The sequence below is a fragment of the Colwellia sp. MEBiC06753 genome (assembly GCF_053470325.1).
In genome coordinates this window covers 24,467-41,476 of sequence record NZ_JBQMTM010000010.1, presented here as the reverse complement: position 1 = coordinate 41,476, position 17,010 = coordinate 24,467, and the positions used below count along the sequence as shown (strand labels likewise).

The 17,010-nt window shown below is 40.4% G+C and carries 16 protein-coding genes and 1 tRNA gene; 12 read left to right on the top strand and 5 right to left on the bottom strand.

What is annotated here, in order from left to right:
* Positions 1–70: 70 nt before the first annotated feature.
* Positions 71–1,129 carry a tRNA preQ1(34) S-adenosylmethionine ribosyltransferase-isomerase QueA gene (queA, locus tag ACOB82_RS09450; protein WP_448212738.1) on the bottom strand — a complete coding sequence of 353 codons (1,059 nt, stop codon included), beginning with the start codon at positions 1,127–1,129 and terminating at the stop codon, positions 71–73.
* 230 nt (positions 1,130–1,359) lie between these two features.
* Between queA and aceK the strand changes: the two genes are divergently transcribed.
* The 7 genes from aceK (at position 1,360) to ACOB82_RS09415 (ending at position 6,846) form a co-directional block, all read left to right on the top strand.
* Positions 1,360–3,102, top strand: a complete 1,743-nt coding sequence (gene aceK / locus ACOB82_RS09445; RefSeq protein WP_448212737.1) for a bifunctional isocitrate dehydrogenase kinase/phosphatase — start codon at positions 1,360–1,362, stop codon at positions 3,100–3,102.
* 62 nt (positions 3,103–3,164) lie between these two features.
* Positions 3,165–3,998 carry a tetratricopeptide repeat protein gene (locus ACOB82_RS09440; protein ID WP_448212736.1) on the top strand — a complete coding sequence of 278 codons (834 nt, stop codon included), beginning with the start codon at positions 3,165–3,167 and terminating at the stop codon, positions 3,996–3,998.
* Positions 3,999–4,387: 389 nt separating this feature from the next.
* On the top strand, positions 4,388–5,197 hold the full coding sequence (locus ACOB82_RS09435; protein WP_448212735.1) for a tetratricopeptide repeat protein: 810 nt from the start codon (positions 4,388–4,390) through the stop codon (positions 5,195–5,197).
* Positions 5,198–5,463: 266 nt separating this feature from the next.
* Positions 5,464–5,540 (top strand) — tRNA-Trp (locus ACOB82_RS09430).
* A gap of 123 nt (positions 5,541–5,663) precedes the next feature.
* The gene (locus ACOB82_RS09425) at positions 5,664–6,005 is read left to right on the top strand and encodes a DNA polymerase III subunit psi (RefSeq protein ID WP_448212734.1); all 342 of its coding nucleotides are present in this window, start codon (positions 5,664–5,666) and stop codon (positions 6,003–6,005) included.
* Between the two features lie 20 nt (positions 6,006–6,025).
* Positions 6,026–6,490 (top strand): ribosomal protein S18-alanine N-acetyltransferase, encoded by a 465-nt coding sequence (rimI, locus tag ACOB82_RS09420; RefSeq protein WP_448212733.1) that lies wholly within the window; start codon positions 6,026–6,028, stop codon positions 6,488–6,490.
* A gap of 149 nt (positions 6,491–6,639) precedes the next feature.
* Positions 6,640–6,846, top strand: a complete 207-nt coding sequence (locus ACOB82_RS09415) for a hypothetical protein (protein WP_448212732.1) — start codon at positions 6,640–6,642, stop codon at positions 6,844–6,846.
* Positions 6,847–6,908: 62 nt separating this feature from the next.
* On the opposite strand, the gene ACOB82_RS09410 is transcribed toward ACOB82_RS09415, so the two are convergent.
* The 3 genes from ACOB82_RS09410 to ACOB82_RS09400 are packed head-to-tail and all read right to left on the bottom strand — an operon-like array spanning position 6,909 to position 9,340.
* Positions 6,909–8,165 carry a M56 family metallopeptidase gene (locus ACOB82_RS09410; protein ID WP_448212731.1) on the bottom strand — a complete coding sequence of 419 codons (1,257 nt, stop codon included), beginning with the start codon at positions 8,163–8,165 and terminating at the stop codon, positions 6,909–6,911.
* Complete coding sequence (locus ACOB82_RS09405; protein ID WP_448212730.1) at positions 8,158–8,532, bottom strand: BlaI/MecI/CopY family transcriptional regulator; 375 nt, start codon at positions 8,530–8,532, stop codon at positions 8,158–8,160. The genes ACOB82_RS09410 and ACOB82_RS09405 overlap by 8 nt, the downstream gene beginning before the upstream one ends.
* A gap of 28 nt (positions 8,533–8,560) precedes the next feature.
* Positions 8,561–9,340 (bottom strand): hypothetical protein, encoded by a 780-nt coding sequence (locus ACOB82_RS09400; RefSeq protein WP_448212729.1) that lies wholly within the window; start codon positions 9,338–9,340, stop codon positions 8,561–8,563.
* A gap of 267 nt (positions 9,341–9,607) precedes the next feature.
* On the opposite strand from ACOB82_RS09400, the gene prfC reads away from it, so the two are divergent.
* The 4 genes from prfC to ACOB82_RS09380 all read left to right on the top strand — a co-directional run bounded on the left by prfC (position 9,608) and on the right by ACOB82_RS09380 (position 15,214).
* Positions 9,608–11,188: a peptide chain release factor 3 gene (gene prfC, locus ACOB82_RS09395; RefSeq protein ID WP_448212728.1), complete on the top strand. Its 1,581-nt coding sequence runs from the start codon at positions 9,608–9,610 to the stop codon at positions 11,186–11,188.
* A gap of 236 nt (positions 11,189–11,424) precedes the next feature.
* On the top strand, positions 11,425–13,191 hold the full coding sequence (gene argS, locus ACOB82_RS09390) for an arginine--tRNA ligase (protein WP_448212727.1): 1,767 nt from the start codon (positions 11,425–11,427) through the stop codon (positions 13,189–13,191).
* A 26-nt stretch (positions 13,192–13,217) separates the two neighbouring features.
* Positions 13,218–14,333 carry an HDOD domain-containing protein gene (locus ACOB82_RS09385; RefSeq protein ID WP_448212726.1) on the top strand — a complete coding sequence of 372 codons (1,116 nt, stop codon included), beginning with the start codon at positions 13,218–13,220 and terminating at the stop codon, positions 14,331–14,333.
* An 86-nt stretch (positions 14,334–14,419) separates the two neighbouring features.
* Positions 14,420–15,214 (top strand): TatD family hydrolase, encoded by a 795-nt coding sequence (locus ACOB82_RS09380; RefSeq protein ID WP_448212725.1) that lies wholly within the window; start codon positions 14,420–14,422, stop codon positions 15,212–15,214.
* Here ACOB82_RS09380 and ACOB82_RS09375 read toward each other — a convergent pair.
* Positions 15,190–15,798 carry an AhpA/YtjB family protein gene (locus ACOB82_RS09375; protein ID WP_448212724.1) on the bottom strand — a complete coding sequence of 203 codons (609 nt, stop codon included), beginning with the start codon at positions 15,796–15,798 and terminating at the stop codon, positions 15,190–15,192. The two genes, ACOB82_RS09380 and ACOB82_RS09375, sit on opposite strands and share 25 nt — an antisense overlap.
* Before the next feature lie 138 nt (positions 15,799–15,936).
* Here ACOB82_RS09375 and serB point away from each other — a divergent pair, with 138 nt between their 5' ends.
* Entirely contained in the window at positions 15,937–16,959 is a 1,023-nt protein-coding gene (gene serB / locus ACOB82_RS09370) for a phosphoserine phosphatase SerB (RefSeq protein ID WP_448212723.1), read from the top strand.
* Positions 16,960–17,010: the final 51 nt, after the last annotated feature.

The window sequence follows — 17,010 nt, the reverse complement described above, 5'->3', positions numbered from 1 at the left end:
AGACCAGCGGCTTAAAGGTTATGTTCAATCAACAATTTAACTGATTAAACTAAAATCTATTTGGTAAAAATTAAACCGTTCTTTTGGTTAAGAACATCGCATCGCCATAGGAGAAAAAGCGATATTTCTCTGTCACTGCGTGTTGATAGGCGTTCATAATATTGTCGTAACCGGCAAACGCGCTAACCAACATTAATAGCGTTGATTCTGACAAGTGGAAATTAGTGATCAACGCATCGACCACTTTAAAATTAAAACCTGGGGTAATAAAAATATCAGTATCATCGTAAAAAGGAGCGATTAATTTATCTTGTTCATCCGCCGCTTTTGCTGCACTTTCAAGTGAACGCATTGATGTTGTACCAACAGCAATCACACGGCCACCAGCGGCTTTAGTTTGCTCGATTTGCGCTACCACTTCTTCAGACACTTCTACATATTCAGCGTGCATAATATGATCAGCAATTTCGTCAACTTTCACTGGCTGAAAAGTACCGGCGCCAACATGCAAGGTAACAAACGCCAACGACACGCCTTTGGCTTTAATTTGTTCAAGTAACGCATCATCAAAATGTAAACCTGCTGTAGGCGCAGCAACAGCGCCCGGTTTTTCATTATAAACGGTTTGATATCGCTCGCGATCTGAGTCTTCATCAGGGCGGTCAATATAAGGCGGTAATGGCATATGGCCAATACGCTCTAAAATAGACAATACCGGCTCATCACCATTTTCTGGGTGTGAAAAATCAAGTTCAAACAATGCGCCATGACGCGCCACCATAGTGACTTTTACGGTATTTTCTAAAATAATTTCACTGCCAGGTTTTGGCGACTTACTGCAGCGAACATGCGCTAAAACGCGGCGTTCATCAAGCAAACGTTCAACAAGTACTTCTAACTTTCCACCCGATGCTTTTTGACCAAACATCCGAGCTGGGATCACGCGAGTATTATTAAAGATAAGCAAATCACCGGCGTTTAATTTTGCCAAAACATCAGTAAATGTGCCGTCTTCAATTACACCATCATTACCATTAACTGACATTAACCGACTGGCAGTTCGGTCAGTTTTCGGGTAACGAGCAATTAACTCTTCTGGTAATTCAAAGGCAAAATCAGATACACGCATAATAAAAGATTGGACTCGCTCGGTTGGACGCTAGACGCAAATAAAAACGCGTAATTCTAGTGCTGTAACGCCCAAAATTCAAGCGATGATCTTCAGCAATATTGACCAAGTTAATAGTCGCCATTCAATAAAATAGGCAAGCACATTTTAGCCGCTTGCGTTATGCTCAAAATAATCATCAAATCTGACAAGCTTTTTGTCATCTAGCTAAACGGAAATTGGTCAATAATATGAATAATTTAGCGATCGCCATTGCCAAAACAATTATCAACGGCTTTGAACGTCACCTTCATCTATTTAATGAAATTACTCACTCGGCTAAAATTATTTTTGAACAAGCGAAATGGCAGGAAGGCCAAGAAGCGTCAAAATTACGCACAGATTTTTACGACTTACGGATCAAAGAAACCCTCACCACCATCAAACAAGATTTCCAAATTGGTGAGTTAGATGAAGCATTATGGCAACAAATAAAACAAGAATACATTAGCCTTTTAATTAACCATAGCAAAGCGGATCTAGCCGAAAGTTTTTATAATTCAATATTTTGTCACTTATTTGAACGTAAGTACTATTACAATGCTTTTATCTTTGTCGAGTCATCAAAAGAGTGTTTGCAAAACCTTAAACACCAACAGATTTATACCCGTTATCAGCCAGATGAACAGGGACTATCTGATACCATAGCCACGATTTTAACTAAGCCAAATTTTAAATTGCCCTATCGCGATCTTGACCGAGACATTCAATTAATTATTCAGCGTTTTTATCACGACGCAGATAAAACCCGCTATCCGGTCAGCCAAATGAAGTTTGATATGCTAGATACTGTGTTTTATCGCAACAAAGGTGCCTATTTAATTGGACGAGTTGTGTCACCGGGTGGAGATACTCCGTTTATTGTCGCCATTCTTAATGATGAGCAAGGGCATATTTATATCGATACCCTATTAACCAATAAAGAACATATGGCAGTAGTTTTTGGTTTTGCCCGAGCCTATTTCTTTGTCGACTGCCCATATTTGCTGCCAGTGGTTAACTTTTTACAGGAATTAATGCCAAGTAAAACTAAAGCTGAACTTTACGCCGCGCTTGGCTATCACAAACAAGGAAAAACTCAGTTTTATCGCGACTTTTTACACCATTTAGAGCGCAGTGATGACAAACTTGAATTAGCACCTGGTATCAAAGGCATGGTGATGTCGGTATTTACACTACCGTCTTATCCTTATGTGTTTAAGATCATTAAGGATAAGTTCGCTCCCAGTAAAAAAATGACCAAAAAAGACGTTAAAGCAAAGTATCGTCTGGTTAAACTTCACGATCGCGTTGGTCGTATGGCCGATACCATGGAGTATTCTGAGGTTGCCTTTCCTAAAGATAGATTTTCCGAAAGCTTATTAGCTGAACTAGAGCAAGTAGCGCCATCAATTATTCGCTACGAAGATAATTTAGTGGTTATTGAACACATGTATATTGAACGTCGCATGACGCCGCTGAACTTATATTTAGCTGATGCTGATGATGCACAAATTGATGAAGCAATGATGGGCTATGGCGCAGCGATTAAACAGCTGATAGCCGCTGATATTTTCCCCGGTGACATGCTGTTAAAAAACTTTGGGGTTACCCGTCATGGTCGAGTCATTTTCTATGATTACGATGAAATTACTTACATGGATGAAGTGAACTTTAGAGTAAAACCTGAGCCAGTAACCGAAGAGCAAATTTATGCGGCAGAGCCATGGTATACCGTGGAGCCCGGCGATATGTTTCCAGAAGAGCTAGCTACCTTTGCTTTAGCTAATCCTAAATATCGAAATGCATTTTTAAAACATCATGCCGAGTTATTAGAAGCGAGCTATTGGCAACAAGCACAGCAAAATGTCGCCAAAGGCATTATTGAAGACGTATTTCCTTATCCGGATGACATCCGTTTTTATCACACCAATCCAGCCACTAATCACAATTAGCTGTAAATGCAGGTTAATTAATCATATTTTGTTGCACGATGTCGTTAAAGTGGTAACCCTATATGAAAATTGCAATAACATTCGGTGCAGTATTTACCCTGTGCTTATTGCTGTCGCCTTTGAGCGCTAATGCTAAACAAATTAAGGTAGAGCCGTGCCAAACACAGCGCTGTATTGATTATTTCTTATCTTTCAAAAAGGCCGCCAAACGCGGGCATGCTGAATCAATGGCGACGCTTGCCGAATTTTATTATCACGGTTTTGGTACCAATAAACATCTGGGGCTAGCAAAAAGGTATTATGAAAAAGCGGCGAAACTTGGTGTCGTTCGCGCTCAATACAAATTAGCTTTGCTTTACCTAAATAATGATGAATTTCAAGATCTTGAACAAGGCATAAAATACTTAAAGCGAGCCGCATACAATAATCACCCGAATGCCCCTTATCTTTTAGGGGCAATTTATTACAGTGACCAATTTGGCGATCATGACAAATTAGAGGCGGATAAGTGGCTAGCCAAAGCTTACAAAGAACAGCATCCAGATATCCCAGAATTTATTAGTCATATTTTAAGTTTTGAGCCTTTGACCAAAACTCAATTTCCACATTTATATTCTGCATTTAGCAAAAGACCATTAATCACAACCGCTAATAACAAACTAGCTTGGCGATTAAATGATGGTACAGAAGTAATTACTGTCCGCGCGCTAGATATCGACGAACTCCTTAAACAACAAATGGCAGCTTCGCGACGACAAGATCGTCATTTAGGCAGCAGAATGCCAGGTATTGATTGCCAAACAGCCACAGCATGTAAAGCACTGACTGTACAGGAAATGCAAGATCATATGGACCTTATTAGCAGCGGTTCTCAAAACGCTACGAGCAACAACTAGTTCCCTTAAGTAATGGTGCGCGAATGGCGGTTTTAAACGCGCACCTTTTTTACTTTAAAAAACAAATAAAGCCTTTAGGGCGTGTTGTTCTTTTAAGTTTGTTTTTGCAGCAGTTTGTTGGAAGTTTATACACGGCAGCACTTTTGATGTGTGGTTACTCCCCATGATAAAGTGCTAACACAGTAGAAATGACAACAAACGCTGCCTGAAAGGTTCGGCTAAAAGCGTTTTACTCTTTTGTTAAAAGAAAAGGTTGTGAGGAAGTTTGCTTAGATGACTAGGCGTCACACCTCACGCCGCGATTAAAACGCATTTATCTCGAACGAAAATTAAACAGCAAAGATCAACACGCCCTAATATTTAATGAAAAGCGAAAAAAGGACGTAACAATGAAATTAAAATCATTTATTTTTGTCATCGCAGCACTGACTTTTAGTCTCTCAAGTCAAGCGATCACTATAGAACCATGTGATGCTGACGAATGTCGAGAGTACTTTAAGCATTTTAAACTCAATGCCAAACGTGGTCAGGCTGATGCTATCGCCACCCTTGCTGAATTTTATTACCACGGTTATGGCACACCGCAAAACATAGTGCGTGCCATGGAAAACTACCGCCGAGCCGCACGATTAGGCGTACCAACAGCACAATATAAAGCGGGCTTAGTTTACCTGATTAATGAACGCTTTTTCGATTACGACAAAGGCATATCCTACTTAGAAAAAGCGGCTTATAACCAACATATGAATGCCATGTATTTACTGGGTATAATTCACTACAGTGATCAATTTGGTGTACAAGACAAAGCTGAAGCTGATAAATGGCTAGCAAGAGCGTTTAAGTATCGCCACAATGATATGCCAGAATTTGTTCAGCATATTTATAGTTATGAAGATATCACCGAAGAAAGTTTTCCTAAACTGTACAGCGCTTTAGAGAAAAAACCTTTAGTGCAAAATGCTGATAACATGTTGATGTGGCCAGAAGATGACGGCACCGAAGTCATTACCGTGAACGCGCCCAATATTACTGAAATACTTGACGATCAACTAAATGAATTTAGAAAACGCATTAAGCGTACAGGTACCAGATTACCAGGCATTAATTGCTCAACAGCTGTTGCTTGTAGAAGCTTATCGGTTGATGAAATGAAAGATAGTTATTGGATAACTTCAGGAGCAATTCCTAATAACCAATAATAGAACGTAGGATCGAATGCACTTACCAAAGCCGTAACAGGTTAATGCTGTTGCGGCTTAACGTCGCGGCTTAACGTCGCGGTTTGGTTAAACACAAATAGCTAAGCACAAATAGTTAAGCACTAATAGCTATGACCTACAGCCATTACTTTTGGCACTTTTATCGTTCAAACACTAACGTTGCTGAAATATTAATCGAACAGTACAATATTTTTTGCAAAGTACTTTACCTTTAGTTTTGCTTGGGTATAATTCACCACCTCTGCAGGGGTATAGTTCCAATTGGTAGAACAGCGGTCTCCAAAACCGACGGTTGGGAGTTCGAATCTCTCTACCCCTGCCACTTTTTTCCTTCTTTTGTTTATCTTTAATTTCCTCAATCAATTACGATAATTTTCGAAGTTTAGCTTTCTATATTTCGTTGATTTTGACATGATAACTACAAAATTATTAACAACTACACCTGATGATTTCGGCACAAGCATTCGATAAACTAAGCGCAATGGGCATACCTTTGTATCAACAACGAAGCAAAGAAGCTTCGCCTGTCGAGAGCTTTTTGCCAGTGGTTCCGGCTGAAGTTGCCAACTCCACATTATTTAATGATTTATTGCTGGCGATAAACGTTACGCCAAGTGAAGTTACCTTTACTGACAACACCATAGACCTTGGGCTAATTAATTGGCGTTTTGTTGAGACAGACACGGTAAGCCTAAATAAAAACCAATTATTAAGCCCGAGCATTGAACGAATTAGTCAATCTGTGACGCTAAAAAAGCAGCTGTGGCACTTAATCGGCAACGCATAAGTTGTTAAAAGAGTAATAGAATGAAAACCTCTCTGTTATATTCAACAATTGAACAACACCATGTTGATATGCTGATGCCAATTGAACAAGCTTGTCACAGTCATCCTTGGTCAGAAAAAACCTTACGCTCTTGTATTGGTGGTCGTTATTTCGGCAGCTATGCTGAAATAACAAGCGCAGAAGCAGAAAATGACACTATTGGCTTCTACATTGGCGAATACATTCTTGGCGAAGCTACGTTGATGGATATTTGTGTTGCCCCCAGCCAACAAGGCCAAGGTTTTGGCAAAGCACTAATTTCTCATTTTATCGAGCAAGCCGTTGCACTTGGCGCAGAAAAAATTTGGTTAGAGGTAAGAGCCAGCAATACAGCAGCTATCATGTTATATATCAATCAAAGCTTTATTGAAACTGGACGTCGTACTGGCTATTACCCGAAAGAAGTTGGCTATGAAGATGCCATTGTCATGTGCAAATATTGTTAAGATAAACAACGGCAATCATACCTCTACCAGCTAATTGCTCGCTCAGTTACAACTTGCAACAGTTAGTCACCCAAAAACGCTAATTATTCAATTCGACATCCACTAAAATTAGCCTGTTTATTGTTAAGTGGGGTGACAGGTGATCTGTTATGCGTAATCAATCTCAGCTATCTAATCAAAATCGTCAACTGGCTCATATGCTAGTGACCAATGCCATTGATCAATTACAACGCTTAACTGACTTATCTGCATCTCAATGTGAACAACTTATTCGACAACAATTCAGTAAGAAAGCATCGCCAAGCAAGGTGGTGAATCACCAGGAAATCGATTTTATCTCCAGCTTGTTTGCTTAGCACCAGCTCACTTAAAAGTATGGCATCTAATTAGATGCCACTGTGTATTTAGCTACAATCAATTAACCGCTTACTTGTATTTGTTCCACCTGTTTAAATTTAGTGGCTGAATCTTTCGATAAAACGAAATCTAATTGTACCAAGGCATTTTTCATCCCCGCAGCAGATTGTTGGTACTTCCATTGACGTAACGCGATTTTAGCACTTTTATCAAAGTACTTTTCTGGCGTTGCACTAACTACGATCACATTAGTGACATCACCATTAGGCGTGATATCAAATTTAAGTACTACCGAACCTTCGACTTTATCAGCCGCCGCTTGGCTCGGATAAACCGGCTCCACGCGTGAAATCGCTTGAATTTCTTGGCCTTTTGTATTTGCTCCAATGACGGAATTTCCTGCATAGCTCATTGCCGACAGTAACGACAACGCACCAACAAACATCGCAGTTGTCACAACTTTAGATGACTTTGGCTTGTGTTTTATTAACTTAATACGCTCAAACATCACGTTTTTATCTCCATATTCTTTAAAGGATAATTGAGCAAAGCCAAGTGGTGGTGCATTCTCTGCTGCCACCAGCAAGGCTTTGCTGTAGTTAATCCTGTAAGAGATGTGTTTGCGCGCCAACACAGCCTGATCACAGGAAAGCTCTTGGTCACGACGATAGCGCGAAAACGCCAGCCATGCCAAGGGGTGAAACCAAAATAACGCTAAAATTAGCAGCGCTAAACAGTTCCATACCATGTCACCACGTTGGTAATGACAAAGTTCATGTTCGAGGATCATCTCTTGTTGTTCCTCAGTAAATAGTTGCTCAAAATTGTCGGGTAACATCAACTTGGGCTTAATCACCCCGACTAACATCGGGCTAAATACTTCGCTGCTGATATAAATTGGTAAAAACTTGTTAATGACTTGCGCTTTGTGCGGAAGTTTTTGGTTTGTGGATAACTGACAATATTGTTCAGATTTCATGATTGTAAAATGTTGAAAAGTAAAGTACTGAAAGCACCAATAACTAAACAAGACAACACCACCTACAGCCCATGCATATTCAATAATTGGCAAATACCAATGTGTCAACGCCACAGTATCAGCAAAAACAAAATATTGTTGAATAGATTGCCCATGGTTTATCGCAGCAAACCAATTAGGTAATTCGATGGATGGTACAATTAAGCTAGCAGGAATTATCAACCATGCTAAATAGCTAACATTTGCCCCCAACTGGTTTAACACAGAAGATCGCAAGATCAATAACAACGAGCACGATAAGGTAAATGGCACAATAACACTGGTAAGCCAATCAATCATTGTCTTGCTCCCATTGTTCAATTAATTGTTTTAATGACTCAATATCGTCTTTTTTTAGCTGATTATGTTTGGCAAATCCGGCAACTAACGGTGAGATTCGGCCGCTAAACAAGCGCTGAATAAGCGATTGACTGGCTTGTTCTTGATAACTTTCTTGAGCAATTAATGGGAAGTAAAGATACTTTCGTTGCTGCTTTTCAAAGCCAATTGCTTGTTTTTTCACTAAACGATTGAGCAAGGTTTTTACCGTTTTTTCATGCCATTCACGCTCTTGATTCAACTGCTCAATAATATCTTGTGCTGACATCGGACTTTGCTGCCAAAGTACCGCTAACACTTCTAATTCTGCATTGCTGACATCCGCCATTTTTACCTACTCATTGTTTTATATTTAGTTATTTGCGCTCGCCAAAAATAAATTGGCAGTTACCTAATCCAGGGTAACTTTCCATCGGCACTAGTTTAACTAGTTTCACTTCGCCAAGCTGGTCGGTTTCGGTTAATTGTTCAACTTCAAAATATAACCACCGACCATTATTTTTAGGCTTTAATTCGATATAGGGATAAGCCCGTATTCGCCAGTAGCCTAATCTGCCAAAACTGTAACTTTGATCTTTAATTTCGTCACTAAATTGATAACGACCATCACGCTGCAAATCCAAAGATAATTGAGATTGGCAATGTTCATCTGGGTTATCATTAGCTAGATTATTCTCACTATAACCACTCTCACTTAGGCCATTTTTACTTAAGCTATTCTCGCTAAAACTTTTTTTACTCAAGTAACGCAACGACAAATCTGCCAAATTTTGCCCTGAGTGCGGATTCACTCCCTCTGGCACTAAAAATAAACCAAGCGTGTCTTGCTGAAACCAATGGTGCCCTTCTTTTAACGCGCTGATATAGTTAATGGGCCAGTTTGGCTCCAGTGCAGTTTTTACGTTACTCACTACATTAGGGTTAGCCACAAAAGGCGAATATATAATCGCTGAAGAATGAATTAACTCCGGAAAATCCAAGTGATTTACCTCAACGACAACATCTTCATTCGCTAATAGCGTTATTACTTGTTGCTGCTGTTCATTAGTTAAATATTTGCCATAAAGGTGCACGGTTGTTGTGCTACAACCATTAAGTAAAAACATTAATAAAAGCAAAACACCGTAATTTTTCATGTTATTCCAATTAATATCTATCTAATGTTTAATTAGTGATTACAAATGTAATTCAATTAAAGATTACATACGTAATCGAAATGCACAAGTAAAATTTTATCGCTTCGGTACCTAAAGTGATGATAAAGCGATGGCATATGGCTTATGACAGTAGAAAAACTCGGCAATTTATTTACAAAGCTACTGCTTTTAACGCAATTTTTCCGCTATAATATCGCGCTTTAATTTTCGTCCATTTCCACTTTCATACGTTAAAAGGTAGCTTGTATGTCAATGCAACAGCAGGAAGTCGCTAAACGCCGCACGTTTGCGATTATTTCTCACCCGGATGCTGGTAAAACCACCATCACCGAAAAAGTACTGTTATTCGGTCAAGCCTTACAAACCGCAGGTACGGTGAAAGGTAAAAAATCAGGGCAACACGCCAAATCTGACTGGATGGAAATGGAAAAAGATCGTGGTATTTCAATTACGACCTCGGTAATGCAATTCCCATATGCTGACTGCTTAGTAAACTTACTCGATACCCCAGGCCATGAAGACTTCTCTGAAGATACTTACCGCACATTAACAGCGGTAGATTCGTGTTTAATGGTTATCGACACGGCAAAAGGTGTAGAAGACAGAACCATTAAATTAATGGAAGTTACTCGTCTGCGCGATACACCAATCATTACGTTTATGAACAAAATGGACCGTGATGTGCGCGATCCAATGGAAGTAATGGATGAAGTGGAAGACGTTTTAAAAATTAAATGTGCGCCAATTACTTGGCCGATCGGCATGGGTAAAGAATTTAAAGGTGTTTATAACATCTTAACCGACGAAACTATTTTATACGCCACCGGCCAAGGCCACACCATTCAAGAAAAACGCGTAATTAAAGGGCTTGATAATCCAGATCTTGACCAGGCTATTGGCAACTATGCCGAAGATTTACGTGAAGAATTAGAATTAGTGGTAGGCGCATCACACGAATTTAATTTAGATGAATTTTTAGCGGGTGAATTAACGCCGGTATTTTTTGGTACCGCTTTAGGTAACTTTGGCGTTGACCATATGCTTGATGGTTTAACTAAATGGGCACCAGCGCCTCAACCACGTCAAACCGATACCCGTGATGTTGCAGCCACTGAAGATAAGTTCTCAGGGTTTGTCTTTAAAATTCAAGCGAATATGGATCCAAAACACCGTGACCGTATCGCTTTTATGCGTATTGTTTCGGGCAAATACACAAAAGGCATGAAAATGCGCCAAGTACGTATTGGTAAAGACGTCAAAATAGCCGATGCCGTTACTTTTATGGCAGGGGATCGCTCAAACGTAGAAGAAGCATTTGCTGGTGACATTATTGGCCTTCATAACCACGGCAGCATCCAAATTGGTGATACCTTTACTAGTGGCGAAGACATGAAATTTGCCGGTATTCCTAACTTTGCGCCAGAAATGTTCCGTCGTATCCGCTTGCGCGATCCACTAAAAGCGAAGCAATTACAAAAGGGTCTGATTCAATTATCTGAAGAAGGTGCGGTGCAAGTATTTAGACCGCTAGATAACAACGACATGATTGTTGGCGCGGTAGGTGTACTGCAGTTTGAAGTGGTGGTTCAACGCCTTAAAACTGAATATAACGTTGATGCGATTTACGAACCGATTAGCGTAGCAACAGCGCGCTGGTGTACTTGTGATAATGAGCGCACGTTAGATCAATTCCGCAAGAAATCGTCAGATAACTTAGCATTAGACGGTGGTGATAACTTAACCTATATTGCGCCGACAATGGTGAATTTAAATCTAGCGCAAGAGCGAAATCCGGATATAACTTTCCACAAAACACGTGAACACTAAAATTTCTGCTGCCTAGATAAAATTTAGACGGCATTGCTTTCACAATTTTTATTAGTCACATAGTTTACTATGCTCCTAACAAAAATTGTTCAGCGGCTTTGCCTAAATCCTATCTAGATTGCAGAACTGTAATTAAACGTCATATAGTACTTTGATTACGGTATTTAAAAAAACGAATAACGTCATTCCGGCGCAAGCCGGAATCTCATGCAATAAAGCAAAGAGAAAGCGAAAACATGAATATTAAACAACTACTTAGTGACTTAGTTTCTAAAGCCATGGTGGCAGCCGGTTTACCAGCGGATACTAACCCTGCGGTAAGCCAATCAACTAAACCACAATTTGGCGATTACCAAGCCAATGGCGTCATGAGCGCAGCGAAAAAGTTAAAAACTAACCCGCGCGAATTGGCTACTAAGGTAGTTGATGAATTAACACCTTTATTGGTTGAAGCTGGTATTGCTGAAAACATTGAATTAGCTGGCCCTGGTTTTATTAATATTCATTTAAGTAATGCTTGGTTAGCAACGCAACTTGCCAGTGCTGCCAACGATGACCACCTTGGCGTTACTCAGCGCGGCTCATCTGCTGATGATAAACAGCAAACCGTAGTTGTTGATTATTCCGCGCCAAACTTAGCCAAAGAAATGCACGTTGGTCATCTACGTTCAACCATTATCGGTGATGCCGTAGTACGCGCACTTGAGTTTCGCGGTGACAAAGTGATTCGCCAAAACCATATGGGCGACTGGGGCACACAATTTGGTATGTTACTCGCGCATTTAAGCGATAAATTAGCCGCCAATGAAGTGGCTGAAACGGCACTAGCTGATTTAGAAAATTTTTACCGTGAAGCGAAAGTGCGTTTTGATGATGAAGATGGCTTTGCCGATCGCGCTCGCGAATACGTGGTAAAACTGCAAAGTGGTGATGCAGAATGCGACAAGCTTTGGCAGCAATTTATCGATATTTCCATTGCCCACAGTGAAGAAATTTATCACAAGCTCAATGTTACCCTAACGCGTAATGACATTATGGGTGAAAGTGCCTATAACGATGATTTACCTGCGGTTATTGATGAATTGATGGCACAACAAATTGCCGTAGAAGACCAAGGCGCGAAAGTGGTATTTATTGATGAAATGGCCAATAAAGATGGCGAGCCTTCAGTATTTATCGTACAAAAATCAGGTGGTGGTTACCTTTATGCAACAACCGATTTATCAGCTTGTCGTTACAGAAGCGGTAAGTTAGCTGCAGATCGCATCGTAATCTTTACTGATGCCCGCCAATCGCTGCATTTTAAACAAGTGGAAATTGTTGCCCGTAAGGCAGGGTTCTTACCTGAAAACGTCGCTTATGATCACTGCCCGTTTGGCATGATGATGGGTGATGATGGCAAGCCCTTTAAAACCCGTACCGGCGGCACTATCAAGCTTGCTGAATTATTAGATGAAGCTGTTGTTCGTGCAACCGAAGTGATTAAAGAGAAAAATCCAGGTATCAGCGACGAGCAACTTGCTGAAGTTTCGCGTAAAGTTGGTATTGGCGCAGTAAAATTTGCTGACCTCTCAAAAAACCGTACTAGCGATTATATTTTCAACTGGAAAACCATGTTGAGCTTTGAAGGAGCTACCGCGCCTTACTTGCAATACGCGTATTCACGTATTCAAAGTATCTTCAACAAAGCGGGTATTGCTGCTGACAGTGTCAATGGACAAGTGAGTATTGAAGCGCCGCAAGAAAAAGCATTAGCTTTGAAAATTTTACAACTGGAAGAAGTATTAGATTCAGTGATCGCTGAATGTACACCTAACCTGCTATGTAATTATTTATATGAATTAGCTAGCTTATTTATGAGTTTCTACGAAGCTTGCCCAATCTTAAAAGACGGTATTAGCGAAGAGGTTAAACTATCACGCTTAGCATTAAGCGCGGTTGTTGCGAACACCTTAGCACAAGGCTTAAATCTATTAGGCATTGAAGTAATGGAACGCATGTAAACCCATGTGAATCAAGGAATTGTTGCATGAAGTTGTTACTTGTCGGCGCATCAGAAGCTGACCAAGCTATTGTTAAACAAGTATTTAGCCGTGGCAATCATCTACTTAGCATAGTTGAGAGCTCGGAACTAACCTTAGAATTATTGCAAAGTGAACGCTATGATGTGTTAGTGGCTGATAATCAACTGGCTGATATTAGCGAGCTACTAAGCCAGTTCGAAGCTTATGCTCCGCTGGCAGTGCGTATCGTACTTTGTGCTAAACGCAATAATCTAGGCCATGACAATTCGCACTTCCAATTAAATAAGCCGCTAAAAGCGGCTCATTTAGTCAAAGTGTTAGAGAGTGCAATTCCTTACAACAAGGCGATCACTAAACAAGTGATCGTCAAAGCGGTCAACAATGTCACTAGTTTACCTAGCCCGCCTAAAGTCTATATGCAGCTAAATGAGTTGCTAAAAGACGACACTACAGATTCCGGTAAAATTGCCGAGATTATCGGCCGAGATCCCTCGTTAGTTGCTAAAGTCATGCAATTTGTTAACAGCTCGGCAATGTCAAAAGGCAAAAAAATCAACAACATTAGTGACGCCATTACCAAAATGGGCGTAGATACTTTATGTTGCATTGTGATGACTGCAGAAATGTTTTCGTATCAGCTTAACATTCCTGACTTTTCAATTGAAAAGGAGCAATTACATAGTCTATCAACCGCTAAACTAGCGGCATCGCTTGTTAAGCCAGAGCTTAAAGCCAACGCCTTACTTGCAGGGCTCTTACATGATATTGGTAAACTTGTATTATTTGATATCGACTCGGTGCAAACGAAAAAATTCTTTAAAAACCGCTTTAATAGCTCAGACAATATTTTATTAGAGCGTAAGATATTTGCCACAGATCACGCCAATATCGGTGGTTATTTGCTGCATTTATGGGGCTTTGACTACAGCGTCATTGAATCAATCGTATTGCATCATCAGCCCAAAAAATTACTGGCGATGCCGTTTGGGGTTGCTCATGCCATTTATATTGCTGATACTTTGCTAAGAGAACGAGAACTTGCAGACGAGTTTATTGCTAAATTTAATTTAACCCCGGTGTTAGATAAAATCGTTGATCGCGCGAACCGCTTTAGGCTCTAGTTTTTAGCGGGCAAAAGCGGCGTTAACGATCTAGCGCCGAACTACACTTAAATAAACTTAGCCAGTCAATATTACAGGAGCTCATAGTGGTAGCCTTCACTGATAGCCATTGTCACTTAGACTTCGATGCTTTATCCAGTAAGTTGCCTGCCCTGCTCACCGAATGTAACACCCTAAATATTAAGCGTATTATCATTCCTAGTATTGGCCCTGAAAACTGGCATCAGGTATTAAAGCTTGCCAACCAGCCACGTGCTAATTGCCAACTACTGCCATGCCTAGGTATTCACCCATGGTTTTTAGCACAAACCAATGAACATTCGATTACCGAGCTTGATACTTTACTAAGCCAACATGCCGAAACTATTATTGCATTAGGTGAAGCGGGTGTTGATGGCACAATTGCTCTACAGCAAGACAATTTAGCGCAGCAAATTAGCATCTTTGAACAACAACTTCAGTTAGCCAATAAGCACCAATTGCCAATTATTGTTCATCACCGGCGATCTCACCCAGAAGTTTATCAATGTTTAAAACAGGCAAAGCTTGAACAGGCAGGTATTATTCATGCTTTTTCTGGCAGTTATCAACAAGCAAAACTATATATCGACTTGGGCTTTAAGCTGGGTATTGGCGGCACCATTACTTATGAACGAGCAAAAAAAACCATCAATGCAATAAAAAGGCTGCCGCTATCAAGCTTAGTACTGGAAACCGATGCGCCTGCCATGCCGCTTAATGGTTTTCAAGGACAAGACAATTCGCCGCTGCAGTTAATTAAAGTCTTTGAAACTTTGGTTGAATTAAGGGAAGAACCTGCTGAACAAATTGCCGAACAAATTGAGCTCAATATTGATCAGCTTTTTGCTTTAAAGCGATAACCCTGACGGCTAAATCGACTTAAGCCACGTGTTAATAAAAAGCCAGCTGCGCCCGCCATTAATAGCATAATGCGCATCATTTCCTGATTATCGTCATTGGCTTTAATTAGCCCTTGCTGCCATATTCCTTCGACAATAGTTAATCGCAAATACCCCTGTAGTCGCTCATCACGCAGTTCAATAACAAAGGGCTTTAAACTTGGCGTACTTTCGGTGACTAGTTGCCCTGATGGGTACAATTCACTAACCGGCTTTACTTGACCCGATTGAGCAATAATTTGCCCAGTTTCGTCATACAACACAGCGCTATCGACAAATGCTGGTTGCGATAGTGAATCAATATATGCTGTTAATGCCGATTTTTTATTGTGTTGAAGCAGCACTAAAGTCGCTTGCGCCGCTTGCTCAATATAGTTATCACCGTAAACTTGCTGTTGTTCAGTAATAAGTGACGCCTGACGACTGTAGATTGCCAAAATAAAATTCAACAACACCACAATCAGCACAATTGCGATCGCTAATTGCAGAATTTTATTATAAATCGATGATATTTTAGGGTATAAAGGCAAGTCTGTTTGCGTCATTTCAATCCTTCGCCAGTAGCCTGTCTATAGTGAAACTATAGTGGCTGAGTGTTGTTTTGAAAATATTAACTGATAATTTACATCGTCGTCGATACTATCTTTAAAAATAGATCGTAAAAAATAGGAGATTTTATTCACATGAGTAGCGAAGCACGTTTAATCGCCCTGTCTAATCAACAAACTTGGGCTGAAATTAATAACGCCTCTCCCCTTTCGCTACCGGCAGCTATTAGTATTTCACCAGAGACATTAACAGTTTCCCCCATTGAAACATCACCAGTAACAACGGAAAAACCAAGTTTACTAGAGTTGGTAGTTTTTAGCTCGATAACCACAGCACAGTTTGCTGAGTTAGTAACACGCTGCAAAATTAATTTACAAAGCATAAACTCGATTGTTGATCGTAACCAATTGCAAAGTATCCGTTTCGACGTAAGCTGTGATGATCTTACTTTTTCACGCGAACAATTAGTCAGCTTCAGCTTAGAGCACAGCATTGAAGCTGCATTACTTAAACAAGCACCACAGCTAAACCAGCCAGGGTTATTGGTGATGGATATGGACTCCACCACCATTGAAATTGAATGTATTGACGAAATTGCCGCGTTAGCCGGCGTTGGTGAGCAAGTAGCAGAAGTTACTGAGCTGGCGATGCAAGGCAAACTCGATTTTACCCAAAGTCTACACCAGCGAGTAGCAAAACTTGCCTACGCTCCAGAATCAATATTAGCCACTATTGCTAGCGATATTCCGTTAATGCCTGGCTTAATCAACTTAGTAAAAACCTTACACCAGCACCAATGGAAAGTCGCTATTGCTTCAGGTGGTTTTACTTATTTTGCTGATCATTTAAAAGAATTGCTGTCACTCGATGCCGCATTTGCCAACGAGCTAGAAATTATCGATGGCCAATTAACAGGAAAAGTGTTGGGGAAAGTAGTCGATGCAACAGTCAAAGCTGAGGTGCTAACGCAACTCAAGCATCAATATGTCATCAATGACACGCAGACAGTGGCGATGGGTGATGGCGCCAACGATCTCGTAATGATGGCAGCAGCGCATTTAGGGGTAGCCTATAAAGCTAAGCCATTAGTACTGGCAAAAGCAGACAGCAGTATTAGCCATTCAGGCCTAGATTGCCTGTTACACTGGCTAAAATAATCGTAAGATTTTTCGTCGACCTATCTATAAAAGCTATAACGGTTATTTCCG